The organism is Micromonospora sp. NPDC005163 (genome assembly GCF_053599835.1).
The window spans coordinates 332,774-359,074 of record NZ_JBSFYP010000001.1 but is presented as its reverse complement, the minus strand read 5'-3'; the positions used below and the strand labels follow the sequence as shown (position 1 = coordinate 359,074).

Here is a 26,301-nt window from a genome sequence, read left to right as displayed (position 1 = left end):
TCGGACAAAACCAGCTCGGCCTTCGGGCGCCCTGTTCGCGGCATACCACGAAGCCTACCCGAATTCAGCAGCTAATCACCGACTCAGGACACTAGATGTGAGTGCGCGGTCGGTCTCGGGGTCTGTCTGTCGTTGGCGACCGCCGCCGGCAGACCTGGACCGGCGGCGAGGCGTCTGCCTCGCCTCCGCCGCGCGGTCCGGACCGTCGCCTCGGTGCGGGCCGCACGGCGGGCGGGGGCCGTCGCCCCGGGGGTTGCGCGGGTGTGGGCGGGTTCGGCGGCGTGTGGGGCCACCAGGCCACCGCACGCGCCGCCTGATCCGCCCGCTGATCAGGCGGTCCTACCTTCTTGATCGGACACGGCGTGGGTGGGGAACTCGTCGTCGTGGTCGGTGTCGGTGTAGGGCAGGTCGATGAGGCGGTGACGGCCGCTGCTGTCGGCCCGTTGCCAGACCTGGTCAGCGGGGCTGGCATCGAGTGCGGCACGCAGCTCGGCGGTGGTGGTGGCGATGACCGTCTTCAGGCTGATGCCGGCGACGCGGTGGTGCAGGTTCGCCTCGCGGCGGGCCGAGGGGAGGTGGAACAGCACCGGCCACGCCCAGTTGCTGAGGCAGACCAGCCGTTCGTACTTGGCGATTTTCTCGGTGAGGATGTCGAGGCGTTCGCGGCCGGTGTCGTACTCGAGAAAGAACGGCACGGACCGTCCGTGCTCGGTCCACACCCCGGCGCCGTCCGGGCGGGGCAGTCCGCTCGGACCGTGGACCATCATCTGCGGGTTGGCGCCTCGGCGGTAGAACACGCCGGGCTCGTGGAAGGCGGACGCGGGCTGCCACCGGTCCAGGGCCGTGTCGGGGTGGGTGCGGGCATGGGCGGCGAGGTCGATGAAGAACTGGTTGCCGCCGAGCAGGTGCGGCAGGTCCGGCCGGGCGGTCAGGGACTGCTTTCGGCGGCGGGCCTGGTCCCGGCGTGGTCGTCCGAGTCCGCGTTGGGCGTGGACGTGGTCGTAGCCGAGCTGGTCCAGGACGTAGTGGTACGGGTAGGAGCCGCCGTAGGCCCGGTTGGGTCGGAACCGGTCTGTCGCCCGCAGGACGGTGAGGCGGCGTAGCCGGCGTTGGGCGAAGTCCAGGGACGGGAACAGTGCGGCGCCGATCTGATCGGTGGTGAGGACTCCGTGGTCGTGGAGCCAGCCGAGGAGGCGGTCGTCGCGGGCGGTGATGCTGGCCTGTAGACGCAGCAGCGGGTCCGGAACCGGTAGCGGTTTACGCATGGGCTGTCCCTGGGGGGACACCCCACACATGAGGGTGTGTCTGGAGCCGGCCCACACTCCTGAAAGGGGGCCTGACCTGGACTGTAGGCGGGATCGGCGGGTCGGTTTGGGGGTCAGGATCAAGGCGGACGGTGCAACGGAGACCGACACCGACGTCGACACGGCCGGCCACACCGGTTCCGCCTTGACAGTGGCTTGAAAGCGAGTACGCCGCAGGTCGGTGACGACTCTGGTGGCGCGGGTGAGGGTCGCTGAGCTGGGTCAGCATGCTTGTTGCTCCTTCGAGGATCCGAACAGGGCGATGGAGAGCAAGATGTGCACTGGTCGCCCTACCGTGACGGGCGGGCCGGTGTTCGCTCTGCCAGGTCGGGTCAGGTTTTGTCAGGAGACGGGCTTCCTGACAGACCCGTGTGCTGGTCTCACGGCGACGGCTATGGCTGACAGAGGTCGCAGATTGTGGTTCTGTCACGCGGCCTCCCGGTGTGACAGGTCCGGCGCGGGTGCGGTGCTCTCGCCGCGCAGGACGCGCACGAGTGCTGAGGCGGTGGCGTTGGACAGTTGGTGCCCGTCCGCGCGCAGCTGTCCGGCGAGGGCCTTGCGGGACAGGGGTGTTCCGTGGGCGTCGAGGGTGCGGGCGGCGGTCCGGGCGGCTGGGACCAGCGCGGTGATCCCCGGGCCTCGGTCCCGGACCGGCGTGTCCTCGGCCCGTCGGTCCGGGACCGCCGGGTCCTGGTCCGCCGGGGCGGGGACCGCGGCGGTGCAGTCCCGGACCGGGCCAGTGTTCGTGGGGACCGGCAGTGGCGGTGCGGGGACCGGCTCGCGGGTGTCCGGGACCGCGGCGTCCGCGATCAGCGGCGGTCCTGGGGCGTCCCGCGTGGGGCGGGCGGTGCGCTCGGGTGGGGCGGGGTCGGCGCGGCCGAGGGCGATCTTCACCATCGTCAGGAAGCCGAGCGCCGGCAGCGCGGCGGCGATCCAGCCGATCGCCGACGCTTCCGCCTCCACCACCTGGGCGGCGAGGGACAGGAACACCGCCACTGTCAGGACGGTCGCCGGGAAGGCGACGCTGGTGCCCAGGCGCCGGTTGCGGCGCAGTTCCAGACCGGCGGCGATCGAGGTCAACTCCAGCACGACCGCGTCGGCCCAGGCGAGCCAGCCCGGCTGGCCGTGTGCCGCCGCGACGTCATGCACGTGCCGGAAGGAGGCCGCGCCGGCCGCGCCGCCGATCAACAACATGATCAGCACCTGGATGCGGTTTTCCAGCCGCTCCCGCCCCGACCGCTGATCGGTGGGGACGTCGTGGGATCGCTGTTCAGTTGTCGCCAACGGCCCACCTCCCATGGTGAGGTAGCACGTGCGCAATCTTGACTACCGTCGTCGTACAGGGGCGGACCGACCTGGCAGTCGGCTTCGTGTGATTGATGTGGATTGATGTCATGTTCGTGCTCCAGTTGACTGATGTTCAAGGTGCGGGCGATGTGGGGTGCAGTCCAGGCCCGCTCGGATCAGGGCTTGGGCCGGCGCGACCTGCCGACTGACGCCCGTCCGGGCGGAACCCCTCCTGTCATACGCAGGGGCAGGCACCAGGGCAGCAGGCGTCGCCACAACCGGCACAGCAGGCTGCGGTCAACAGGCGGACACGGGGGGCGGACGGCCAAGCCGAGCCACAAGGGGTCAGGACTCTCGCCACCGGCAGCGCTCGACAAGCGCCATGGTGGTGCGGCGGCTCAACTCGCCGACGAACGATCCTTCATGTGGGCCTCCCTCTCTCGACGGTCCCAGCACCGTCGGCGCGAACAAGAGCAGGCAACCCGACTCTGGGAGTGCCTGCCCGCCTCTTTCTGGCCGACCGCGCCAGCCGGCAGTGCGGGAACGTGTATCCAGTACGCCCCGGGAACACCGTCGAGTCAACCCCCAATTTCACGCGGATCGGCCACGGAGCCTTGACGTCAGTCCGGTGGAGTGTTTGCCAGTCCGTTCCTATTGCTCGCAGTCCGCCTGGTCCGCCCAGTCATGGGCGAAAAACCTAGATCTGGCCACCTGGCAGGACGGGGATCTCATCGAATGGACGAGCGTGAGTCGGGGACGAGTGGATCTGTCGCCATCGCGGGCGTGGGTGGTGGGTCTCAGTCCTCGCTCAGCCTCAGCCGCCGTCGTTGTTCGGATCGCTATGCGGCGGCACAACGGCCAAGTGATCCACTGCCACCAAACTTAGGCGGCTGCGCTGCGGGTGCGGACTGCTGACGGCTGCCGCGCCCGGCACCGCGCTCGTTCGGGCATACGCCATGCGCCGGCGGGTATGCGCGGCGGATGCGCGCCGGCGAGGTGACCCGGCTCTACCACCACCAGACGAACCAGTGTCGCGGCGGCCGGCCGCCGGGTGTCCCGCGGTTCGTCCCAATGGACCCGAGCAACCGTCCCCAGCCGTTCAAACGCCACCTCGGGACGCCGGTGCACCCCCTGCCCCGCGACCTGCCGCCGACCGGGGCGCCGGCCGCGGTGACCCTGTCCGGACGGGTACCGCCGAGCGTCCCGACCATAGACGGCGAACTCCTCGCCCGCCTGCTGTTCTACTCGGCCGGCGTCACCCGAACCGCCGGAGACAACCTCTGGTTCCGCGCCGCCCCCTCGGCCGGCAATCTCCACCCCCTCGAGATGTACGCGGTGGCCAGCGAGGTCGCCGGGCTCGACGCCGGGCTATACCACTTCGCGACGGAAGTGTTCGGCCTGGAGGCACTCGCGGCCGGGGACCACCGCCCGGCGCTGGCCGACGCCACCACCGACCCGGACGTCGGGCCACCCCGCTCGCCCTCGTCGTCACCGGCCTACCTTGGCGAACCGCGTGGAAGTACGCCGAACGGGGCTGCGGCACGTCTACTGGGACGCCGGGACAGGGTGAGGGCATGGACGGGTCAGGCGTACACGGGGTGTCGGGTGCCACCGTGGTCAGCGCACGGCCCGCCTCGTACGCCGGTCATGCTGACCAGGCCGTCGTCGCACTGCACCACGTAGCCCTTGCCGTTCCAGAAGGTGGGCACGCAGTCGAACCAGTCGCAGACGTCCGCGGCCGGGTCGTTGATGTAGGAGCCGCCGCAGTAGTTGTAGCCGTACGGGTTCTGCGGTGCGCCGCAGAGGTCCACCGGGGTCGGGCTCGGCGAGCCGGTGGACGGACTCGGGCTACCGACACCGGTGCTGCTGGCCGACGGCCACCCGGAGGGTCTGGTCGGTGAGGCACCATCGGTCGGGCCCGGTCCAGGAGAGGTGACCGGCCCGGAACCGGGCCCCGGCGCCGTAACGGGACCGGACGTGCCGGGCGCGGTGGTGGCGTCCCGCTGCGGACCAGCGGTGGGAGCGGTGGGAGCGGTGGGAGCGGTGGGAGCGGTGGGAGCGGTGGAGCTTAGCGGCGCGCCGACGGCGGTGGTCGGCGAGGGGTCATCCGGGTCGGTCGAGGCCGCGCCGGTGCGGCCGTCGAAGTCCATTCCGACCACCGGGCGGTCCGTCGCGGACCAGCGGACCGCGCCCACGACCCCCGCCAGGGCGACCAGGACCGCGACGGCGGCGACCAGCGCCGGACGGGCGAGGCGGGCGGCGGCCGGGGCCTCGACGGGCGTGGCCGGTGTCGGTGCCGCCGGCCGGGTACGCCAGTGCGCCACCACCGCCTCGTCGAGCCGGTCCAGGAGCGCGTCCCGCTCCCCGACGGCCTCGGCGTACGCGACGGTGAGTCGCAGCCGGAAGTCGGACGCCGCCGTCGGCGGTACCCGTACTCCCCGGATCCTGCCCGGCCCGTGCTCGTGCAGCAGGGTCAACGGCTCCGCCGGATGGTGTGCCACCCCGGTCAGCTGCCGGTACGGCCACTCCCGGACCCCGAGGCGTCCGATGAGGATCAGCCGCCGGTCGGTGACCACCGCCATGCCGGCGTCGACCACCGCGACGCCCTTCGTCAACCCGCGTGACCGGACCGGGTCCCCGAGGGGAACGACGGCCAGCTCCGGTGCAGGCAGGCCGGCGGTGTGCCGAGCCGCCACCTCGAGCAGTTCCGCGCCGGACTGCACGGTGGCCACGACCTCATTCTGGTCGAGGGCCACCGGCAGACCCACCGGCGTCTCCGCCCACGGCTCCGGCTCCTCCGCCCGCGCCCAGAACTCCCGTAGCTGCATGTCGCGTCGCCGCCACGCCTCGACGGCGGTCTCGTACGCCATGCGCCGCCGCTCGTTCTCTCGGTTGACCCACCGGGCCCGCCAGCCCACCGCCGTCCCGTCCGTCGCCACCGGGTCGCCTCTCATCGCGAAGGGGTTCCGCGTCCACCCGGTACAACCGCGCGCGGCGGCGCAGGACACGTCGTCGCCGTCGACCGGATCGGCTGGTTCCGTGGATACCGTCAAATGCCCGTACCGGTTGGCGGGTGGGGCCGAACCGCCGATATCCACGGCTGTCTCCGACCGCCTCGCGGCGATACGGTGCACGCACCGCCTCGGGCCGCGCCCCGCCGACAGGTCGCGACGCCGCCTCACGCGTCCCCATCCGCACCACCGGATCGATCTCACGTCCGACGCCGGCGTAGTCGCCGGGAGAGAGGATCGAACAGGATGCTCCCGACACCCACCACCTCCTGGCGAACGGCGAGAATCACCCTCGCAGCCGCCATCGCCCTGGTCAGCCTCGGCGTTTTCAGCGCACCCGTCCAAGCCGAAGGAAAATCCAAGGTCACCGTGATGACCCGGAACCTCTATCTGGGCGGCGATCTGACGCCATCCATCGGCGCGCCGACACCAGGGGCGTTCCTGGCCGCGAACTCCGCGCTGTTGAGCCACGTCGACCTGGTCGACTTTCCCGCCCGGGCGAAGCTGCTCGCCCGGGAGATCACCAAGAACAAGCCGGACCTGGTCGGACTGCAGGAGGTCGCCCTGTGGCGCACCGGCACGTTCGCTGACCCCGCACCAGCCACCGAAATCCGGTACGACTACCTGGCATTGCTCATGGGCGAGCTGAGCCGCTCCGGTCACGCGTACGACGTCGCGGTCGTACAGGCCGAGGCCGATCTGGAGGCGCCGGCGGGCGCGCCGCACTTCCTCGACGTCCGGCTCACGATGCGCGACGTGATCCTGGTGCGCCACGGCGGCCGGGTGAAGGTGACCGACTCCTCGTCCGGCACCTTCACCAACAACCTCACCTTCACGCTCGCGGCAACGAACGGGACCGTGACCAGCACCCGCGGTTGGACCGCGGTGGACGTGGTGCACGGGCAACGCCCGTTCCGGTTCGTGAACACCCACCTGGAGGCCTTCCACCCTGGTGTCCGGGTGCTGCAGGCGCGCGAGCTGCTGGGCGGTCCCCTCGCCACGGCACCGGGTGACGTCATCCTTGGCGGGGATCTCAACACGGGCCCCGACCTGCCGGTCGCCGAGAACCGGCTCGCCTACGCGGCGCTGGTGGCCGGCGGAATGCGGGACACGTGGCAGATCCTGCATCCGGGTGAACCCGGCTACACCGCGGGTCTGGGCGACGACCTGAACCAACCCGCCGACGCCGTCGAACACCGCATCGACATGGTCCTGTTCCGGGGGGCGGTCGTTCCCGTCTCGAGCCTCATCTTCGGCACCGAGCGGCAGACCCCCGACGGCCGGTGGGCATCGGACCACCTCGGCTACCTGGCCGTGCTGGCCTTGCGGTAGCGCGAACGCTGCTCCGGGCTGGCGCCGACGCGCCAGCCCGGGGCTGCCACGGGCCCGCCGCGATGACCGCCCCGACGCGTCCGCCCGGCCTGGCTGTCAGTAGGTCCCGCCGCGCGCCACCTGCGGGGCCACCCGTTCGTGCAGCGCGGCGAGGGCCGGGCTGACGGCGGCGGTGAGCGGCGCCGGGTCCGCCAGCCGACGCGCCGGGTCCGGTAGCCAGGCGAGGTCCGCGTCGAACCGGCCGCGCGCGGCGCGTACCTCACCGGCCGGGTCGGCGACGGCCAGGCGACGGCCGCCGCGCATGACCGGCACGAGCAGCGGCTCGCGGTCGCCCGGTGGCGGTTCGTCGCGCAGCCCCACCACGTCGCCGTTGGCACCGGTGGGATCGCGGAAGACCTGCTTGGGGCCGGGCAGGGTGGCCTTGCCGGGCGACAGCTTGAGCACCGGCCGGTCGCCGACGGCCACCAGCTTGTAGGCGCTGTCCAGGGACGGCGCGTCGAACGAGACGCCCATGCGGGTGCCGACGCCGTACGCGTCGATCGGTGCGCCCGCGGCGACGAGCGCCGCGATGACATCCTCGTCGAGGCTGCCGCTGGCCAGGATCTGGGCCTGAGTCAGCCCGGCGTCGTCGAGAATCGCGCGGGTCTGCACGGCGAGCGCGGCGAGATCTCCGGAGTCGAGCCGCACGCCCACCGGGCCGGTCAGTCCCAACTCCGCGATGACCTCGACGGCGGCTCGCACTCCGGCGGGCGTGTCGTAGGTGTCGACGAGGAACACCGGGTTCGTCGGGAAGTCGGTCGCGAACGCGCGGAACGCGGCGCGCTCGTCGGGGAACGCCTCGACGTACGAGTGGGCCATGGTCCCGGACGGCGGCAGTCCGTACCGTCGAGCGGCCTCGACGTCGCTGGTCGCGGCGAAGCCGGCGATCGCGGACGCCCGGGCCACGGCGGCGCCGGCCTCGATGCCGTGGGTGCGGCGGAACGCGAAGTCGACCAGCTGCGCGTCGCCGGCCGCGAGGCGGCATCGGGCGGCCTTGCTGGCGACCGTGGTGTGGAAGGTGATGAGGTTCAGCACGCCGGTCTCCACCAGCTGCGCCTCGGCGATCGGCGCAGTGACCTCCAGCAGCGGTTCGTCGGCGAACACCACGCGGCCCTCCGGCACGGCCCAGACATCACCGGTGAACCGCAGCCCCGCGAGCGCTGCCAGCGTCGCTTCGTCGAGCCCGACGGTGTCGCGCAGGTAGCCGAGTTCACCCTCGTCGAACGCGAAGCCCTCCAGGAACGCCAGCGCCTCGGCCAGCCCGGCGGCCACCAGAAAGCCACGCTGCGGCGGTAGGCGGCGGACGAACAGGCTGAACGTCGCACGCTCCACCATGTCCCGGCGCAGGTAGCTGGCCGCCATCCGCAGCTCGTACAGGTCGGTACGCAGCCCGGTCACGATTCCTCCATCGGCACTGGGCACGGTCAACGGGCCGGCATCGTGGTGATGCCAACCCGTCGGGTCCGGGGCGGACGCAGGCTGGGGCGTCCGGCCCCCGGCTTCCGAGCCAGCACGCCGCGAGGCAGCAGTTGGGCGCGGATACCCCTCCCGGTCACCGGTACACCTGACGGCGGTGAACACACCGGCCACACCGCCTCGCCGGGGTCCGCATGCCGCCGCCCGCCACTCGGCGCGCACCGCGTCGAGACCCTGAGCGTTGACGACTCGCGCTACTCCTTCGCAACGGTCGCCGGCTCCGGCGGCGTGCGCGGCCCGCTGACCCGCCGCTCGTCGCCGTGCCCCGGCCACCACGCCTTGTGCCCGATCAGCGCGGTCAACGCCGGAACGAAGAACATCGACATGACGAACGCCGACAGCACGATGCCGATCGCCACCGCGAAGCCCATCTGCTGCAGGAACGAGATCGGCGCGAGCAGCAGCACCGCGAACGTCCCGGCCAGGATCAGTCCGGCTGCCGCGACGGTCGGGCCAGCGTGTTCCACTCCGATGGCGGCGGCCTCGTGCGGCTCGTTGCCTTCCCGCGCCTCCTCGCGTAGTCGGGCGATCATCAGGATGTTGTAGTCCGTCCCGATCGCCACCACGAAGAGGTAGAGGATGATCGGCAGCTGGAAGGTGACACCGGGCTCGCCCTGCAGCCCTTGGAAGAGGTAGACCGTGGCGCCCAGCGTGGCGGCGAAGTTGAGCAGCACCGCTATCACGAGGTAGATCGGCGCGACCAGGCTGCGCAGCAGCAGCGCGAGGATGAGCGCGATCAGGCCGGCCGCGACCGGCAGGATCACCGACAGGTCGCGGTTGTTCGCCGAGTTGATGTCCGCGAAGATCGCGGTGGTCCCGCCGACCAGCGCCCGGGTGCCGGTCGGGGCCGCCGCGTGCACGGCACCGCGCAGGTCCTCGCGGACGAGGGTGATCGCCTCGTTGGAGACCGGGTTCTCGTCGAGCAGCAGGTTGACCCGGGCCACACTCGGGTCGGTGCTGCGCTCCGGGGGCTGCGCCTGGCCCACACCCGGGGCTTTCGCCACAGCCGCCGCGAAGTCGTTGACCTGCTGCTCGGTCAGCTGCGACCCGTTACTGGTGGTCAGGTAGACCTCGGTAGGGGCGAGCGCACCGGCGGCGAACCCGCGCTGCAGGTCCTGCGCGGCCTTCGCCGACTCGGTGTCCTGCGGGAAGCCGGCGCTGAAGTCGTAGTCGGCCTTGTAGCCCAGCACGCCCGCGGCGAGCGCGACCAGGAGGACGCCGGACGCCGCCGCGACGAGCGCCGGCCGGCGCCCGACGACGGTGCCGAGCCGGTGCGACAAGGTGGCCTTGGGCGCACGCTGCCACGCCTTCGACGGCCAGAAGACGTAACGACCGAGCAGCGAGACGACCGCCGGGACGAGAGTGAGCGAGGTGACCAGCATGACGCCGACCGCGATCGCGAGCGCCGGGCCGAGCGAGCCGAAGAAGCCCAGGGAGGCCAGGAGCAGCACGAGGAACGCGACGATGACCGCCCCGGCGGCCGACGTGATGACCTCGCCGACCCGCTGGACGGAGACGATCATCGCGGTGCGCTTGTCGTCACCGGCGCGCAGCCGCTCCCGGTAGCGGAAGAGCAGGAACAGGATGTAGTCGGTGCCGATGCCGAACAGCACGATCAGCAGGATCGTCTGCAAATCCTGACTGACACTGAGATCGAATGCCTTGCCCGCGGCGGCGACGAGACCCGTCGTGATGCTCAGGACGACGCCGACGACCACCACGGGCAGCAGCGCGGCGATGGGGCTGCGGAAGATGATCAGGATCAGTCCGATGATCAGGATGATCGTCGCGACACCGACCACGGCGAAGGCACTGTTGAAGGTGTCCTCGTTGTCGACGAAGCTCGCCACGTCGCCGGCCACGCCCGCGGTCAGCCCACTGTTCGCCAGCTCCGGGCCGATGTCCGACCGCAGATCGCGTACGGCGTCGAGCAGCGCCGGATCGTCGGGGGTGGGGGCATCGAGCCCGACATTGATGATCTGCAGCGACTTGTCCGGCGCGACCGCGAGCGGACCTGTCAGGTAGCCGGACGTGTGCGGGATGTTCTTGACCTTGAGCGACTGAGCGAGCTGGCCCACCCTCGCCTCGTCCGCCGGCCTGAGCTTCTGCCCGTCGGCGCGCTTGACCACGATGATCGCCGTCGCGGTGGCCTGCTGCGGAAACGCCTTCTGCCCAAGCTCGGTGGCCTGCACGGACTCGTACGAGCGGGGCAGAAAGCTTTCCTGATCGGCGGAGGTGATATCGCTCAGCGACGGTGTGGTGGCGATGATGGCGGCTGCCGCGAGCACCCACCCGGCGATCACCCACCACGCTCTGCCCACAACGAATCTGCCCAGCCGCTCGAACATGGTTTCCCCCGAGTGTTCGGCACCACCGACGTCGGGGGCCTGGAGCGCCCAGGGCACCCGCCCGTCACTCTGCCGGGCAGGCTTCGCTACCCACTGTGCAGCCTACCGTCGCGTGGCACTCCTTTTCGGATGCTTGGGCTCCGGGGGCTCGGCGAGTTTCAGCTGTTCAGGTACGCGAGCACGGGGAACACCCGTCGATTGTTGTCATCGGACGGCGGCATACCCAGCTTGGTCAACTACCCGCCCGCGGCTACACCGCGCCGGAAAACCCGGCGAACCAGCCCGCTGACGAGATGCTGTTGCGGGCCCACCAGGCGCAGTTCGACGCCAAGGTGAACGGCGTGGACGGGTGGAGTTACATGGCCTCGGCCGCCCTGGCTAGAGGCGAACGGATGGGGCGCCTGCTGGTCGAGGTGCACACCGTGGGCAACCGGCTACCGGCCGAGCCGTGCGCGCTGGCCCAGCAGTTCTGGGGCATGCAGGGCGACTGCCAGCTGGTGGCGTCGGTGCGGCACAGGTCGGGGTGGTGATCCGGCCAGGCCGCGACGACCGGTTCGACCAGTGGGCGGCGTACCGGCACCCGGACGGTGTAGTGGTCTACGTTGCACAGCGCGCGAAGCTCGGCGACGACCCGCCGGCGCTGACCACGCTGCCGTTCTCCGTGCCGCAGCTGGCGGCCCTCGCCGTCGATGAACGGTTCCATCTCAAGTAGCGGGCCTTCGCAAGGGCTACTGCCGGGGACAAACAGCACCGCCAATCCTCATGCGATTTCTGTGAGGGCCGGTCGAGAGCGGCCGGCCCTCCGCGTTCCCTGGTCAGCCGACCTGCGCGCGGCGAGGTGGGCGAGCAACGCCCGCGCCCGGGCGTCGACCGGTCCGGCCGCGAAAGAGGTGTAGCTGCGTCAGCCGTTGAGGTACGCGAGCACCGCCAGCACCCGCCGGTTGTCGTCGTCCGACGGTGGCATCCCGAGCTTGCTGAAGATGTTGTTGATGTGCTTGCTGACGGCCTTCTCGGTGACGAAGAGCCGTCCCGCGATCGCCGCGTTCGACCGTCCCTCGGCCATCAGACCCAGCACCTCCCGCTCCCGGGCGGTGAGGTCGCGCAGTGGCTGCATGCCGGAGGTACGGGCCAGCAGTTGGGTGACCACCTCCGGGTCCATCACCATCCCGCCGCCGGCCACTCGGCGTAGCGCGTCGATGAATTGGCCGACGTTGGACACCCGGTCCTTGAGTAGGTAGCCGACTCCCCCGTTGCGGTCGGCGAGGAGTTCCCGGGCGTACAGCTGCTCGACGTGTTGGGACAGCACGAGGATCGGTAGCCCGGGCAGCTGCATCCGGGCCGCGAGGGCGGCTTGCAGGCCTTCGTCGGTGAAGGTGGGTGGGAGGCGCACGTCGACGACGGCGATGTCGGGGCGGTGCCGGGTGAGCGCCGGCAGCACGGACGGTCCGTCGGCGACGGCCTCGACGACCTGGTGTCCGTTCGCGTGGAGGATGTGCGTCAGCCCGTCCCGGAGGAGGGCAAGGTCCTCCGCGATGACAACTCGCACGGCAGCTCCATGGTCACGACGGTGGGTCCGCCGGGCGGACTGGTCACGGTCATCGTGCCATCGAAGGCTGCCAGACGGCGTCGTACGCCCGCCAGGCCGGTCCCTGCGTCCGGCGTGGCGCCGCCGCGCCCGTCGTCGCCGACCTCCGTGCGCAGCACACCGTCCCGGTGCACCAGAGAGACCCAGGCGCGCCGGGCGCCACTGTGCTTGGCCACGTTGGTGAGCAGCTCGGCCACCGCGAAGTACGCCGCGGACTCGACCGCCGCGGGCGGGCTGCCGGGCAGGTCCAGGTCGACGTCCACGTCCATGGGCGGCGCGACGGTGAGGGCGAGTGCCTGCACCGCCCCGTTGAGGCCGCGTTCGGCGAGTACGGGCGGGTAGATGCCGCGGACGAGGTGGCGGAGTTCGGCGAGGGCGTGGCCGCTGGTCTCCTGCGCCTCGCTGAGCAGTCGCGCCGCCCGTGCCGGGTCGTTGGCCATGAGCTGCTCGGCCAGGCCGATGCTCATCCGCAGTGCGACCAGCCGGGCCTGCGCACCGTCGTGCAGGTCGCGTTCGATGCGGCGCAGCTCGGCGGCCTGCGTGTCGATGGTGTCGGCGCGGGTGGCGGCGAGGTGCCGGACCCGCAGGGCCAGCTCCTGCGCCCGGGTGGGGGCGAGGAAGAAACCGGCGAAGCGGAAGTGCAGCCACAGCAGCCCCGGTGCGACGGCCAGCCCGCCGGTGAGGATCAGCCAGCCCTGCGGCGCGGCCAGCCACGCCTTCGCGAGGTTGTCCATCGGCCAGAACACACCGTAGCCGTACCAGTCGATGCTCAGGTAGAGCACCAGCGGCACGAAGAGGGCGCCCTCCAGCCCGTACGCGGCCAGCGCGAACGCGAGCAGGCAGGCGCCGCCGGTGACCGCGCCGGGGATCAACCAGGCGAGGTCCCGCCAGGTCGCCGGGTCCGAGACCACCCACCGGAACCGCTGCCAGGTGCCGAGCCGCGCGCCGGCGGGCACCGGCGCGTACGGCGAGGCGATCGGCACGCCGGCGGACCGGCTCAGGCGCCGTTGCAACGTCAGCGACAGCCGTACGAGCACGGTCACCGCGGGGAAGAGGGCGAACCCGATGCCGAGGGCGGGGATGAGCGCGAGGGAGACCACCGACAGCGCGAACAGCAGCACGTTGGTGGTCAGGCTGAGCAGGGCCACAGCCAGGCCCTGCACGGCGGCGAGCGCGCCAGGCCGGATCTGCTGCCAGACGGTCGAGCGTACGGAGCGGTCCACGGCGTCATTCTCCGCCCGATGCGCCACCGGAATCGGTGGTGCTACCACCACCTGCCTTCGGGACCTGCCACCCCTGCCTTCCACCTGTGGCGGCCGAAGGATCGAAGGCATGACCAGGCAAAAGGAAACCGCGCGGCACCGACTGGCCGCAATGCCGTCCGGCCGACGCAGCAAGTACGTGATGCTCGTCTTCTGGCTCGTCCTCGTCGCGGCAGCCGGGCCGCTGGCGATCAAGCTGACCGAGGTGCAGGACAACGACACCCTCGGCGCGTTGCCCGCCACCGCCGAAGCCAGCCGGGCGGCGCAGCGGGCCGAGGAGGCGTTCCCCGACTCCCAGAAGCCCCTGGCCGTCGCCGTCTACGTCCGCGAGAGCGGGCTCACCGACGCCGACCGCGCCAAGGTCGACGCCGACCGCACGGCGTTCGACCGGTACGCCGACGGCGGCCAGGTGCCCCCGCCGGTGGTCAGCGAGGACGGCCAGGCGCTGCTGCTCTCCTTCCCGATCGCTGGGGACGCCGACCAGCGGGCCGACGCGGTGGCTGAGGTCAAGGAGCAGCTGAGCAGGGACGCGCCGGCCGGCCTGCGGACCGCGCTCACCGGCCCGGCCGGCGGCGAGGACGACGTCTTCGACGCGTTCGCCGGCATGGACAGCACGCTGCTGCTGGCGACCGCGGCCGCCGTCGCGTTGCTGCTGCTCATCACGTACCGCAGCCCGGTCCTGTGGTTGATCCCGCTCATCACGGTCGCGGTGGCCAACCAGCTCGCCAGTGCCGTGGTGTACCTGCTGGCCCGGCACGCCGGGCTGGCCGTGGACTTCCAGAGCCAGAGCATCCTGACCGTGCTGGTCTTCGGTGTCGGCGTGGACTACGCCCTGCTGCTCATCGCCCGCTACCGCGAGGAACTGCGCCGGCACGCCGACCGGCACGCGGCGATGGCCGTCGCGCTGCGGCGGTCGATCGGCGCGATCGCCGCCTCGGCGGCGACCGTCGCGATCGGCCTGCTGTGCCTGCTCGCCGCGCAACTGCCGTCCACCCGGGGGCTCGGACCGGTCGGCGCGGTCGGGATCGCGGCGGCGCTGCTCGCCATGACCACCCTGCTGCCGGCCGTGCTGGTCATCTTCGGGCGGTGGCTGTTCTGGCCGTTCGTGCCGCGCTTCGCACCGGACGCGGTCGGGCTCGACGTGGCGACCGAGCACGGAGTGTGGCGCCGGATCGCCGGTTTCGTCGGTCGGCGGCCCCGCGCGGTGTGGCTGGGCACGGCGGCGGCGCTGGTCGCCCTGAGCTTCGGTATCGGCAACCTCAGCATCGGCATGCCGCATGACGAGTCCTTCACCAAGGAGGTCGGCTCGGTCACCGGACAGCGGATGATCGAGGCGCACTACCCGAGGGGAGCCGTCGCACCCGCCGAGATCCTGGCCGCCGCCGGCCCGACCGACCAGGTGGTGGCCGCCGCCCGTACCGTGCCGGGGGTTGCCGAGGTGGGCGAGCCGGAGCGCTCGCCGGACGGGCGTTGGGTGCGCATCGCGGCGGTCCTGGCCGACACGCCGGACAGCGACGCGTCGCTGGACACGGTCGACCGGCTCCGCGCCGCGGTGCACGCCGTGCCGGGTGCGCAGGCGCTGGTCGGCGGGGACACCGCGTACCTGCTCGACGAGGAGCGGACGGTCGGCCGGGACAACCGGGTCGTGGTGCCGCTGGTACTGGCGGTCGTCTTCGTCATCCTGGTGCTGCTGTTGCGCGCGCTGGTCGCGCCGCTGCTGTTGCTCGCGAGCGTGGTCCTGTCCTACGCCGCGGCGATCGGCGCGGCCGGGCTGATCCTCGACGCGATGGGCTACCCGAAACTCTTCGTCGGGATTCCGCTGCAGACGTTCCTGTTCCTCGTCGCCCTCGGCGTGGACTACACGATCTTCCTCGCCACCCGGGCTCGGGAGGAGACGGCGCGGCTCGGGCACCGGCAGGGCGTGCTGCATGCGCTGACCGTGACCGGCGGGGTGATCACCAGCGCGGGCGTGGTGCTGGCCGCCACGTTCGGCGCGCTCAGCGTGCTGCCGCTGGTGCCGTCCGTGCAGACGGCGGTCATCATCGGCGTCGGGGTGCTGCTCGACACGTTCCTGGTCCGCAGCCTGCTCGTCCCGGCGCTGGCGCTGCACATCGGTCCCCGCACCTGGTGGCCGAGCGCCCTGGCGCGGCCAAGGATCCGGCCGGTCGCGGCGCCGCCGACCGAGCAGGCAACGGCGGCGTCGTAGGAATCCCCCGGGAGTCGGCAGCCCTGGATAGGCCGGTCCGAGCACCCGTGCGACGAGCGGGGTGGTGCGTGGTGGCGACCCACGGCGAACACGGACCACACGTCGTACCCCGCCGCTAGCGTGGCGTCAGCCCACTCGGAGACGCTTGGAGGAGCCCGCGATGATCGACCACATGTCCATCCAGGTCCGCGACGTGCCGACCAGCGCCGCTTTCTACGACGCCGTGCTCGCCCCGCTCGCCGGCCGCCGCCTCCTGGAGTTCCCGAACGTCATCGGCTACGGCCGGGACCGTCCCGACTTCTGGCTGGGCCCGACCGAAACCCCCGACGAGGCCCGCGAACTACACCTCGCCTTCACGGCCGACGACCGAGCCGCCGTCCAGGCGTTCCACGACGCCGCTGTGAAAGCCGGCGCGGAGGTGCTGCACGCGCCCCGGATCTGGCCGGAGTACCACCCGACCTACTTCGCCGCGTTCGTCCGCGACCCGGACGGCAACAACGTCGAAGCCGTCTGCCACACCCCGGAGTGATTGGACCTACCGACATGGAACAACGGATCAGCCTGGTCACCCTCGGCGTCACCGACGTGGCACGGGCACGAGCGTTCTACGAACACCTCGGCTGGCGCGGCCAGGAGGTCGAGGAGACGGTGTTCTTCCAGGCCGGCGGCCTGGCGGTGGGGCTGTGGGGCCGGGACAAGTTGGCCGCCGACGCGGGCATCGACGATCAGGGCACCGGCGGCTTCGGCGGGGTGACCCTGGCGCAGAACGTCCGCTCACAAGCAGAGGTTGACGAGGTGATCGCCGCGGCGGTGGCCGCTGGCGCGGAGGCGACCAAGCCCGCCCGGGAAACCTTCTATGGCGGCTACGCCGGCTACTTCACCGACCCGGACGGTCACGTGTGGGAAATCGCTTGGAACCCCGGCTTCCCCCTTGGCGAGGACGGCACCATCACCGTCCCCGACTTCGGCACCACCGGCTGAGCCCCACGCAAAGGCGCTACCGGCCGAGCCACTCACAAGGGCACCACCGGCCGAGCCACGCACGAAGACGCCACCGGCTGAGCCACGTATAAGGCCGGCAAATCGACGCGTCAGGGTTCGGTCGGCGGGCAGAGCAGCCGGTCCAGCAGCGGCAGCTGCAGGGGATCCAGGCAGAGCGTGAGCAGGGCGGCGTCCGGCGACGGCGATGGACTGGGCGAGGCCGGAGCGGTCGGTGTGGGCGACGCGGTGGGCATGATCGAGCGGTTCACCGGGGGCGGGTCCGTGGTCGGAGCCGGCCCGGGCGTCGGCGCCGTACTGGCGGTCGGGCCCGGAGCGGTCGGCGGGCCCACAGCGGTGGACGGTGCCGGCGCAACCGGGGCCGCCGGCCGCGTGGAAGTCGTGCTCGGTGGGGCGTACGGCGCGCCGCCGATGGTTCGGGCCGGCACCGTACGGCCGACCGACTCGGCCCTCCCCCGCTCCGGCGCCACCGGGCCGACGGGAAGGGCCGGGACGAGGACGTCGACAGCCGTCGGAGCGTCTGGGGTGGTGACAGCGGTCTCTTCTGCCCGCTGCACGGTGCCTGCCTGCCCGGGCCCGAGTGCGCCGGGGCCCAGTGTCGCGAACACCACCATCGCGACGGTGGCGACGGCGACCACCCGGCGACCGGGGCGCAGCGCCGTCAACGGCGCCTCCTCCGGCACAGCAAACGGCAGCGGCGTTGGCCGGGTGCGCTGGTGGGCGTCCAGCAGGGCGTCGAGCTGCGCGGTGACGGCGGCGCGTTCTCCGGCGGCAACGGCGATGGCGAGGGTGAGGTAGAAGCGGGCGTTTACCGCTGCGGTGGCCGGCACCAGCAGCCCGGCGAGCGGGCTGCGGTCGGTGGTGTGCAGCAGAGTGAGCGGGACGTCGGGGTGGTGGGCGGCGGCGGCTTGGTCCGCGTACCGCCATTCGCGCCAGCGCTCGCCCCCGGCGAACGCCACCCGGTGGCTGGTCACGACGGCCATGCCGGCGTCGACGACCCGCAGGCCGTTCGGCAGGGGGCCGGCGGGTGTGTCGGCGAAGGTGGCGGGACCCGGCGTCGGCAGGCCGGCGACGTGCCGGGCCTCGGCTTCGACCAGCTCCGCGATGGGAAGTACGCGGAAGACGAGCTCGTCGTCGTCGAGGTCCACCGGCAGGCCGGTACGCGGCTGGGTGCACCCGAGGAACCCGGCGGCCTCGACCCGCAGCCGGGTCAGGTGGTCGTTGCGTCGCAGCCAGGCGTCGGTCTCGCTGCGGTACTCGCGCCGTCGCCGCTGGTTCTCGCGCTCGGCCCAGGCAATCCGCCAAGGGGAACATGCCAGTGAAGTCACGGTCACACGCGGTACAACCGCTCATCCACGGGACAGGCAACGCGGACGGGATCGATGCTTCCCTTTGTTCCCGAAAGGAGAAAATTGACGAGCTAGAGCACCCCAAGCCGTGCCGTGGCGTCAGCGGGGACGATCGCGAAGTGGACGGTCCGGCCGGTCCTACGCCGTCCGAGGCGGTGCATCAGTGGCACGAGCACCCCATGCAGCAGCGGGTACTTGCGGCGCAGCGTGCGGGCGGCGGCGTCGTACTCCGGGCCGGTCAGCCGGCGGGCGGTGGCCTGGACCGCCGGTCCGGTCGGCACGCCGCGGGCGGTCGAGGCGGCCACCGTGACCGTCGGGTTGTTGCCGATGCGCCGGGTCTTCCAGGCTCGTTCGAAGCTGCGCACGTACGCCCGGTCGCCGGCCACGGCGATGCTCACCGGCGTCCCGACCGGGCGGCCGTCGCGGCGGTACGTCGTCAGCAGGACCGTCTTCTGCCCGCCGAACGGGGTCAGCTCCGGCGCGCTGGACTGCGAGACCGTGCCGAGCACCCAGCCCCGCTCCCGCCATCGGTACGCGAACGCCACCGCGGCCACCACCACGGCGCCGGCGATCGCGACGGTCTGACCGGTGGTGCCGCCGAGATTGCGGTCGGCGACGTGCACCACCGTGTGGGCCGTTCCGCCGACCGCGTAGCCGGCCAGCGCCACGGTGAGCGCGTCGGCCCAGATGGTGGCGAGCAGCAGGGTCACGCCGATGCCGAGTTGGAAGGCGCCGATGTCGTGCACGAAGTGCCGGTGTGGCGGGAAGTCGGCCCAGGCGCTGAACGAGGCCGGCGCGAGCAGCGCCCACACCCCGACGACCGCGCTGGCCAGGCCCAGCAGGGCGGCGGCGGACCGCACGATTGTTCTCATACAGACCTGACGGGGCGACGCTTGCGGGCGTGACAGACCAAGAGCGGAGCCGGGCCGACGACCGACCCGGCTCCGCCACCTGTCACTACGGACGCAGTGAGGTGAAGAACTGCCTCAGCTCACCGGCGAGCAGGTCCGGCTCCTCCAGCGGCATGAAGTGCCCGCCCCGTCCGGGTTCGCTCCAGTGCCGGATGTCGGTGCAGGCCCGCTCGGCGATGGAGCGGGGCATGTTGGCCTGCGAGGGTTCGGTGCTCACCGTGAACGCGGCGGGCACGGTGATGTCGGGCCGCGGGGTGTTGTGGTCGAAGTCGACGTACTGCCGGAACGACGAGCCGATCGTGCCGGTGGCCCAGTAGAGCGTGATGATGGTGAGCAGGGTGTCCCGGTCGAAGCTGTTCGCCAGGTCACCGTGGTTGTCGCTCCAGTCCCGGTACTTGTCGACGAGCCAGGCGGCCAGCCCGACCGGGGAGTCGACCAGCGCCGCCGCGAGGGTGTCCGGCCGGGTGCCCATGATGGCGCTGTAGCCGCCGTCGGTCTCGTCGTACGCGGCTTCGGCGTCCAGGTAGGCCTGCTCGGCCGCGGACAGCGGTCGGGCGTCGAAGCTGGCCGGGAACGGTGGATGGATCATGTGGATGCCGGCCACCTGCTCCGGGTACAGGGCACCGAGCCAGCCGGTGACGACCCCGCCGACGTCGCCGCCGAAGGCGCCGTAACGCTCGTAGCCGAGCACGTCGGTCATCAACTCGTGCAGCGTCCGAGCGAGCATCGCGCGGGTCACCGGCTCGTCGGGTACTTCCGAGAAGCCGAAGCCGGGCAGCGACGGCACCACCACGTCGAAGGCGCCACCATGCCCGGCAGGGTCGGTGAGCCGGTCGACCAGCGGCAGCATCTCGACGAAGCTGCTGGGCCAGCCGTGGCTGAGGATCAGCGGCAGTGTCGCGGGCGCGCCGGCCGGACGGGCCGCGCGGACGTGCAGGAAGTGCAGGTTCCGGCCGCCGACGACGGCCAGGTGGTGCGGGTACGCGTTGAGCTCCGCTTCGCGGGCCCGCCAGTCGAACCCGTCGCGCCAGTAGGACACCAGGTCCCGCAGGTAGTCGGGGTCGGCGCCGCCCTGCCACGGCTGGTGGCCGCTGCGGTCGGTGAAGCGGGTACGGGCCAGCCGGGCCCGCAGGTCGTCGAGGACCGCATCGGATACGTCGATACGGAACGGGGAGAAGGTCATTGGTCCTCCGATAAGGAGGGCGCTCCCCGACGCGAAAGGTCAGCTGAGGGGGATGGCCGAGAAGAGCGCCCAGGAATGACGGTTGGTGATCACCGGGCTCACCTCCTCTCGTGGCTGACGAAGATCACTCTAGCCGAGCGGGCCGGGCATCGGATTTCGGGCCGGGAATCGGGACGGCGCGCGCGGCGGGTACGCCTCGCAGTGCTCGGTCCACTGCTCGGCGGCGACGGCCAGCACGTCGGCGGAGACGGTGAGGATCAACGGGTAGATCGCGGTGGACGGCCGGCGCATCCACGGCGGCAGTGACTCGGCGGAGAACTCCACGATCAGCTCCAGCCGGCGGCGGCGGATCACCCGGCTCCGCAGGGCCAGGTTGGGTTCGGTGAAACGGACCATCGCCGGTGCCGGGCTCGACCCGGCGGCCGCCTTCGCCTGCCCGCGCAGCCAGCCGCTCAGCGCGCGGGCCTCCTCGACCATCAGACTCGGGTAGTGGTGCGACCAGGTCTGACCGTCGGCGGTGCGGGCGTCGACCTCGATGAGCAGCCAGTCGTGCCAACCGGGCGCGGCCCGGTCGGTGTCGTCGGGCGGGTCGATGCCGGGCTGGTAGCCGACCGGGCGGATCCGCACCCGGGCGCCGTCGTCGGACCGGATCTCCACCCGATGATTCTGGCCGACCGAAGACGACGGTAGTATCGAAACCGGTATTAAACGGTCACTTCGTCACAGTTCGCCGCACGCCTCGGTGCTCGGCACACGCGTTCGACCGGCCGCCGGTCAGGCTGACCGAGCCGTCACGGCACTGCACCAGGTAGCCCCGGCCGGCCCAGAACTGCGGCACACAGTCGAACCAGTCACACACCTCGGCGGCCGGCCGGCGGATGCGGGTGCCGCCGCAGAAGTCATACCCCAGGGGGTTCACCGGCGCCCCGCAGCGCGGGTCGCGCGTCGCGGTTGGCGACGGGCGCGGCGCCTTCACCGGCTTCGGCGATGCGCGGGGCGCCAGCGGCGTGGCCGCCGGGCGGACCAGCGCGGGGACCACGCTGGGGGTGGGCGCGGGGGTGGCAGCGACCGCGACCTCGGCACCACCGGTCGGGTCCGACGGGTCCGACTCGATCAGCGCCGCCGGCACCAGGAGCGCGACGGCCGCGGCCACCGCGACGGTCCGCCGCCCACCGGGCACCAGCGCGGAGAGCCGGGCCTGCGCGGGCGTGGCCGCGGCCGGCCGGAACGGCTTGAGCTGGGCGTGCTCGGCGATCAACTCGTCGAGCTGGGCGAGCACCGTGGGGCGCTGCTCGATCGCGTCGGCGAACGCCAGCGTGAGCTTGAACCGGAAGTCCGCCGCCGCGTCGGTGGGCAGCATCAGCCCGGAGGTACGCCGCCGGTCCAGCACCTGGATCAGGGTGACCGGCGCCGCCGGGTCGTGCGCCAGGCCGGTCATCCTGCCGTACGCCCAGTCGCGCCGGCCGCGACCGCCGAGCAGCACCAGCCGACGGCTGGTGATCACCGCCATGCCGGCGTCGGTGACCCGGACGCCGTCCGGGCGGCGCGGGCGCAGCGGCCCGGACGGCGAGGCGACCGTGAGATCCGGCGCGGGCAGCACCGTGGTGTGCCGCACCTCGACCAGTTGCACGGCCGGCAGCGCCCAGAGCACCACCTCGTCGCCCGCCAGCTCCAGCGGCAGGCCCGCGCCGGCCGCCGCGGAGCCCTGGAAGTCAGCGGCCAGGGCGCGCAGCCGGCGCAACTCGTCGTCGCGTCGCCGCCACGCCGCCTCCGCGCCGCGGAACGTGCTGACCCGCCGAACGTTCTGCCGGTGCGCCCACCGGTACCGCCATGTGGAACCCGTCGAATCAGTCTTTGCCACGCCGACTCCTTCGCCGCGCAGGCCACCAACCGGGGTGTCACACGTGTTAACAGCGGCGGCGCGCCACCCGGACACGCCAGAAAGGGGCGAAGTAGCCGATCGGCGGATCGAACAGCACGATAGGGCGATAGTGCTACCGACGTTCATGCGGTCCGGCGTGCCGCCGGTCGCTGTCTCGGTAACGTCAGCCGCAGCCGGGTGGCGACGCCGCGACACCGCCGTGCGGAGGGGGTGACGATCGTGCCGCAGAGCATCCGGCCCGGGGTGGTGATCGGCGTCGACGTCGGCACCACCAGCACCAAGACCGTCGCGTACGACACCGGCGGGCGACAGCTCGCCAGCCAGTCGGTCGGCTACCCGCTCGACGGTCCGCAGCCCGGGTACGCCGAGCAGGACCCGCACCTCATCCTCGACGCGGTGCTGGAGTCGATCCGCGTGGTGGTGGCTGAGCTGGACGAACCGGCGGTCGGGCTGTCGTTCGGCTCCGCGATGCACAGCCTGATCGGGCTCGACCCGGCCGGCAACCCGCTCACCCCGTCGTTGACCTGGGCCGACGCGCGAGCCACCCGGCAGGCCGAGCGCCTGCGGGCGGTGCCGTCCGGCCTGGCCCTGCACCGGCGGACCGGGACACCGATGCACCCGATGTCGCCGCTGCCCAAGCTGCTCTGGTTCGCCGAGCAGGAGCCGAAGCTCTTCGAACGGGTCGCCCACTGGGTCGGCATCAAGGACTGGGTGCTCCTGCGGCTCTGCGACGCGCTGGTCACCGACCACTCCGTCGCCTCAGCCACCGGCCTGATGGACATCCACAGGCTGGAGTGGGACAGCGAGGCGCTGGCCATCGCCGGCATCACCGAGGACCAGCTGCCCCAACTGGTCTCCACCACCACCGTGCTGCCCGGGCTCACCCCGCAGGCCGCGGCGGCGACCGGCCTGCCGCAGCGCACCCCGGTGGTGGTCGGCGCCGGCGACGGGCCGCTGGCGAACCTGGGCCTCGGCGCGGTGCGCCCCGGCATGGTGGCCTGCACGATCGGCACCAGCGGCGCCATGCGGGCGACGGTCGAACGGCCTGGCGTGGACCCGCTCGGCGGGGTGTTCTGCTACGCGCTGACCGAGGACCGCTGGGTCGTCGGCGGCGCGATCAACAACGGCGGCATCGTGCTCCGCTGGGCCGGTGAGGCGCTCGCCCCGGACCTGGGCGAGCGCTCCGAGAAGGAGCTTGTGGCGCTGGCCGCCCGGGCGCCGGTCGGCTCGGGCGGGCTCATCATGCTGCCCTACCTGCACAGCGAGCGGGCGCCGCACTGGAGCGCGCTGCCGCGCGGCGCGTACGTGGGGCTGACCCACGCGCACCGCCGGGAGCACCTGATACGGGCCGCGCTCGAGGGGGTCTGCCAGCAGCTCGCGCTGGTGCTCAGCTCCGTGCGCGCGGCCGGCAACGAGGTCCGCGAGATCCGGGCCGGCGGTGGCTTCGCCCGCAGCGGCCTGTGGCGGCAGATGCTCGCCGACGTGCTCGGCCTGCCGGTGAGCTTCCCGGCCGGGCCCGAGGGGTCGGGCTTCGGCGCGGCCCTGCTCGGCATGCAGGCGCTGGGCCTGATCCCCAGCATCGACGTGGCCACCGACCTGGCGCGGATCGAGGAGACCGTCCGCCCGGACCCGGCCGCCGCCGCCACGTACGCGGCGCTGCTGCCGCTCTTCGCCGAACTGTACGACGCGCTGGCGCCCACGTTCTTCTCCATGCGCCGGCTCGCGCCCAGCCTGCCCACGGAGCGCTTCCCCACGGCGCCACCGACCTGACAACCGCCCGGACGGGTGACGCCGATCCCGACGACCCCACCCGCCGCTCACGCTCCATATCGTGCAAACGTGAGAAAAAGCGACAAGAAGCACTCATCTTCTCAGCTGGTCACCCCCACCCGCGTACCCCGGAAGTGGCTGATCGCGGCGGTCGCGCTGATCATGGTCGCGACGACCGGGCCGGCCACCGCGAACGGTCCCGGCGCGGGGCCGGAACACCAGGGCGAGCCGGGGTACGGGGCCGAGCAAGCGGACGGGGTCGGGCAAGCGGACGGAGCCGACCCGGGGGACGAGCCCGGGGCGGAGCCGACGCCGGAGCGGACGCCGACCAGCGAGGTGTCCTGGCTGTCGTTCCCCGGCGGGGTGTTCGCGGTGGACTCGCTCGGGCACACCGTGCGGTACCGGGCCTGCGACGGCGACACCGGCCGGGTCGCCGACCCGGACATGCGCGTCGACGCCGGGGTCGCCAGTGGCGAGGTCACCGTCGAGGGCAGGAGCTACCGGTACCGGGTGCCGCTGATCGGGCGGAGTCAGGGCACGCTTGCGGTGACCCGGCACCACCACCCGCCGACCGAGCTGACCGGCGTGGTGGTCACCAGCCCACAGCCGCCCACCGATCCGGTCGCGGGAGCCCGGCTGTTCCCGCTCAGCGGGCAGCTCGCCCGGGTGGTCGCCGACGCGAGCCTCAACCCTGCCGGGGTCACCGTCCGGGACCTGTCCGGCCAGTACGGCGATCAGCAGATCGCGGTCAACGGCTCGCTCCGCCCCAAGGCGGCCAGCGTGATCAAACTGTGGATCCTGGTCGAACTGCTCCGCCGCGTCGACTGTGGACAGGTCTCCCTCGACGACGGCGTACTGGTCACCCCGGCCGACGTGGTCGGCGGCACCGGTCAGCTGCAGTTCGAGACGTTCCCGCAGGTGGTCACCCTGCACCGGCTCGCCCAGTACCTGATCAAGTACAGCGACAACATCGCCGCGAACGTGCTGATCACCTACCTGGGCGGGTTCGCCCCGGTCAACGCGCTGATCGACTCGATGAACCAGCGGTCCACCATCCTGGCCCGCCGAATGCTCGACAGCGCGGCGGCCCAGCGCGGCGAGGAGAACTACACCAGCCCCGACGACGTGGTGTCGTTGCTCGGCGCGGTCTGGGACGGCGAGATCCTCACCCCCGCCTCCCGCGACCTGATGATCGGCTTCATGCGGGAACAGACCCTCAACACCAAGATCCCGGCGGCGCTGCCGCCCGGGGTGCCGGTGGCGCACAAGACCGGTGACCTGCCGGACGCCTCGCACGACGTCGGCTACTACCTGATCCCCGGCTCGGAGACCGCCGTCGCGTTCCTCACCGCCGGGCCGATGGACACCGGCGACGAGACGGTCCGCCGGATGGCCCGCACCGTCTACGACTACCTGGTCACCCCGACGGACGGGGCCTATGAGGAGTGAGCCGGGCTCAGGCGCCGGGGATGTTCGCCGGCGGGTCCTCGCCGACCAGGTCGGCCGCCGGCGGCTCCGCCGTCACCGGGAGACCGAAGTCCGAGTACGTCAGGTCCAGCTGCGCGGTCTGCGACTGCTCGCTGGCCAACTCGATCCGGTAGCGGACCAGCCGCCCCTGCTCGTCGACGGTGGCGGTGAACGGCACTGCCGCGGCCCGGTCGCCGAGCACGGCCCCGACCCCGCTGCCCAGCACCGCGCCGCTCTCGCGCAGGTCCAGCGTGCCGGCGTATTCCCGGACTCCGGTCTGCCGGACCTGGGCCGGCGCGGTCAACGTGCCGGCCAGTCGGGTGTTGTCCAGGCCCTGCTTGGCGGCGGGCGCGCCGGGGGCGCCGACGTGCCACCAGGTGCGGCCGTCCCAGACGGGGACCCGGCGGTCCGGGGCGGAAACCCGCACGTAGACGTCCGGCCCGGTGGTCAGCCGCTCGATCTTCACCTCGCCGGTCGGCACCTTGAGGGAGGTGGTCTCCAGGCCGCGCCGCGCCTTCGGGTCCCAGAGCACCACCGTGCCGTCCCCGCCCGCCTCCCCGCCGGCGCCCAGGGTCAGCTTGTAGGTCTGCTGGTCGATCTTCGTCGCCGCGGCGACCAGCACGCTGACCGGGTCGGTCGCGGCCGGGGCGGGTGACGCGCCGGCCGCCGGGCGACCCGCGTCGGGCTCGTCGCCCCCGGCGACCAGGGCCCACACCCCGGCGGCGATCGCCACGACCAGAACGGCGCCCGCGGCGACCAGCTTCGGCTTGTTCACGGTCATCTCCCCCGAGCGGCGCGCCCGCCGGCCGGTGGCCGATCGACGCTGACCGCGGTGCGGTCCGGCCAGACTAGCCGGACCGCACCGACCCCTGTTTCCGGTCGGCCTCCCG

The 26,301-nt window shown here is 72.3% G+C and carries 21 protein-coding genes; 8 read left to right on the top strand and 13 right to left on the bottom strand.

Going from position 1 to position 26,301, the window contains the following annotated elements; translation table 11 throughout:
• Positions 1-329 precede the first annotated feature (329 nt).
• The 3 genes from ACWD6N_RS01670 to ACWD6N_RS01660 all read right to left on the bottom strand — a co-directional run bounded on the left by ACWD6N_RS01670 (position 330) and on the right by ACWD6N_RS01660 (position 5,545).
• Positions 330-1,265 (bottom strand): replication-relaxation family protein, encoded by a 936-nt coding sequence (locus ACWD6N_RS01670; protein WP_450004370.1) that lies wholly within the window; start codon positions 1,263-1,265, stop codon positions 330-332.
• 465 nt (positions 1,266-1,730) lie between these two features.
• Positions 1,731-2,588 (bottom strand): DUF2637 domain-containing protein, encoded by an 858-nt coding sequence (locus ACWD6N_RS01665; protein WP_450004369.1) that lies wholly within the window; start codon positions 2,586-2,588, stop codon positions 1,731-1,733.
• A 1,586-nt stretch (positions 2,589-4,174) separates the two neighbouring features.
• The gene (locus ACWD6N_RS01660; RefSeq protein WP_450004368.1) at positions 4,175-5,545 is read right to left on the bottom strand and encodes a hypothetical protein; all 1,371 of its coding nucleotides are present in this window, start codon (positions 5,543-5,545) and stop codon (positions 4,175-4,177) included.
• 303 nt (positions 5,546-5,848) lie between these two features.
• Between ACWD6N_RS01660 and ACWD6N_RS01655 the strand changes: the two genes are divergently transcribed.
• On the top strand, positions 5,849-6,934 hold the full coding sequence (locus ACWD6N_RS01655; protein WP_387323552.1) for an endonuclease/exonuclease/phosphatase family protein: 1,086 nt from the start codon (positions 5,849-5,851) through the stop codon (positions 6,932-6,934).
• A 96-nt stretch (positions 6,935-7,030) separates the two neighbouring features.
• Here ACWD6N_RS01655 and ACWD6N_RS01650 read toward each other — a convergent pair whose 3' ends face one another.
• Together ACWD6N_RS01650 and ACWD6N_RS01645 are read right to left on the bottom strand one after the other, a co-directional pair.
• Positions 7,031-8,371 (bottom strand): nicotinate phosphoribosyltransferase, encoded by a 1,341-nt coding sequence (locus tag ACWD6N_RS01650; protein WP_387323549.1) that lies wholly within the window; start codon positions 8,369-8,371, stop codon positions 7,031-7,033.
• Positions 8,372-8,643: 272 nt separating this feature from the next.
• On the bottom strand, positions 8,644-10,752 hold the full coding sequence (locus ACWD6N_RS01645) for an MMPL family transporter (RefSeq protein WP_450004367.1): 2,109 nt from the start codon (positions 10,750-10,752) through the stop codon (positions 8,644-8,646).
• 338 nt (positions 10,753-11,090) lie between these two features.
• On the opposite strand from ACWD6N_RS01645, the gene ACWD6N_RS01640 reads away from it, so the two are divergent.
• Positions 11,091-11,327 carry a hypothetical protein gene (locus ACWD6N_RS01640; protein ID WP_354962848.1) on the top strand — a complete coding sequence of 79 codons (237 nt, stop codon included), beginning with the start codon at positions 11,091-11,093 and terminating at the stop codon, positions 11,325-11,327.
• On the top strand, positions 11,324-11,509 hold the full coding sequence (locus ACWD6N_RS01635; RefSeq protein WP_354962847.1) for a hypothetical protein: 186 nt from the start codon (positions 11,324-11,326) through the stop codon (positions 11,507-11,509). The genes ACWD6N_RS01640 and ACWD6N_RS01635 overlap by 4 nt, the downstream gene beginning before the upstream one ends.
• Before the next feature lie 189 nt (positions 11,510-11,698).
• Here the strand turns inward: ACWD6N_RS01635 and ACWD6N_RS01630 are convergent, their stop codons facing one another.
• Both ACWD6N_RS01630 and ACWD6N_RS01625 read right to left on the bottom strand, forming a co-directional pair.
• Positions 11,699-12,343, bottom strand: a complete 645-nt coding sequence (locus tag ACWD6N_RS01630) for a response regulator transcription factor (RefSeq protein WP_354962846.1) — start codon at positions 12,341-12,343, stop codon at positions 11,699-11,701.
• Positions 12,295-13,605: a sensor histidine kinase gene (locus ACWD6N_RS01625; protein ID WP_387323540.1), complete on the bottom strand. Its 1,311-nt coding sequence runs from the start codon at positions 13,603-13,605 to the stop codon at positions 12,295-12,297. The genes ACWD6N_RS01630 and ACWD6N_RS01625 overlap by 49 nt, the downstream gene beginning before the upstream one ends.
• A gap of 109 nt (positions 13,606-13,714) precedes the next feature.
• On the opposite strand from ACWD6N_RS01625, the gene ACWD6N_RS01620 reads away from it, so the two are divergent.
• The 3 genes from ACWD6N_RS01620 to ACWD6N_RS01610 all read left to right on the top strand — a co-directional run bounded on the left by ACWD6N_RS01620 (position 13,715) and on the right by ACWD6N_RS01610 (position 16,831).
• Complete coding sequence (locus ACWD6N_RS01620; RefSeq protein ID WP_450004366.1) at positions 13,715-15,850, top strand: MMPL family transporter; 2,136 nt, start codon at positions 13,715-13,717, stop codon at positions 15,848-15,850.
• Positions 15,851-16,010: 160 nt separating this feature from the next.
• Positions 16,011-16,379, top strand: coding sequence for a VOC family protein (locus ACWD6N_RS01615; RefSeq protein WP_387323534.1), 369 nt, complete (start codon positions 16,011-16,013; stop codon positions 16,377-16,379).
• Between the two features lie 14 nt (positions 16,380-16,393).
• Entirely contained in the window at positions 16,394-16,831 is a 438-nt protein-coding gene (locus tag ACWD6N_RS01610; RefSeq protein ID WP_450004365.1) for a VOC family protein, read from the top strand.
• 110 nt (positions 16,832-16,941) lie between these two features.
• Here the strand turns inward: ACWD6N_RS01610 and ACWD6N_RS01605 are convergent, their stop codons facing one another.
• From ACWD6N_RS01605 to ACWD6N_RS01585, 5 genes are all read right to left on the bottom strand, one after another.
• A complete protein-coding gene (locus ACWD6N_RS01605; RefSeq protein ID WP_387323528.1) occupies positions 16,942-18,177 on the bottom strand; it encodes a hypothetical protein in 1,236 nt (411 codons plus the stop codon).
• 92 nt (positions 18,178-18,269) lie between these two features.
• On the bottom strand, positions 18,270-19,058 hold the full coding sequence (locus tag ACWD6N_RS01600; RefSeq protein WP_387323525.1) for a PPOX class F420-dependent oxidoreductase: 789 nt from the start codon (positions 19,056-19,058) through the stop codon (positions 18,270-18,272).
• A 97-nt stretch (positions 19,059-19,155) separates the two neighbouring features.
• On the bottom strand, positions 19,156-20,292 hold the full coding sequence (locus ACWD6N_RS01595) for an epoxide hydrolase family protein (RefSeq protein WP_387323522.1): 1,137 nt from the start codon (positions 20,290-20,292) through the stop codon (positions 19,156-19,158).
• 129 nt (positions 20,293-20,421) lie between these two features.
• Positions 20,422-20,949, bottom strand: coding sequence for a WapI family immunity protein (locus ACWD6N_RS01590; protein ID WP_387323519.1), 528 nt, complete (start codon positions 20,947-20,949; stop codon positions 20,422-20,424).
• Between the two features lie 55 nt (positions 20,950-21,004).
• Complete coding sequence (locus tag ACWD6N_RS01585; protein ID WP_450004364.1) at positions 21,005-22,153, bottom strand: hypothetical protein; 1,149 nt, start codon at positions 22,151-22,153, stop codon at positions 21,005-21,007.
• Positions 22,154-22,393: 240 nt separating this feature from the next.
• Here ACWD6N_RS01585 and ACWD6N_RS01580 point away from each other — a divergent pair, with 240 nt between their 5' ends.
• Positions 22,394-23,944 carry a gluconokinase gene (locus tag ACWD6N_RS01580; RefSeq protein WP_449938805.1) on the top strand — a complete coding sequence of 517 codons (1,551 nt, stop codon included), beginning with the start codon at positions 22,394-22,396 and terminating at the stop codon, positions 23,942-23,944.
• Between the two features lie 69 nt (positions 23,945-24,013).
• Positions 24,014-25,393 carry a serine hydrolase gene (locus ACWD6N_RS01575; RefSeq protein WP_450004363.1) on the top strand — a complete coding sequence of 460 codons (1,380 nt, stop codon included), beginning with the start codon at positions 24,014-24,016 and terminating at the stop codon, positions 25,391-25,393.
• A 7-nt stretch (positions 25,394-25,400) separates the two neighbouring features.
• On the opposite strand, the gene ACWD6N_RS01570 is transcribed toward ACWD6N_RS01575, so the two are convergent.
• Complete coding sequence (locus tag ACWD6N_RS01570) at positions 25,401-26,186, bottom strand: hypothetical protein (RefSeq protein WP_387323511.1); 786 nt, start codon at positions 26,184-26,186, stop codon at positions 25,401-25,403.
• Positions 26,187-26,301 lie beyond the last annotated feature (115 nt).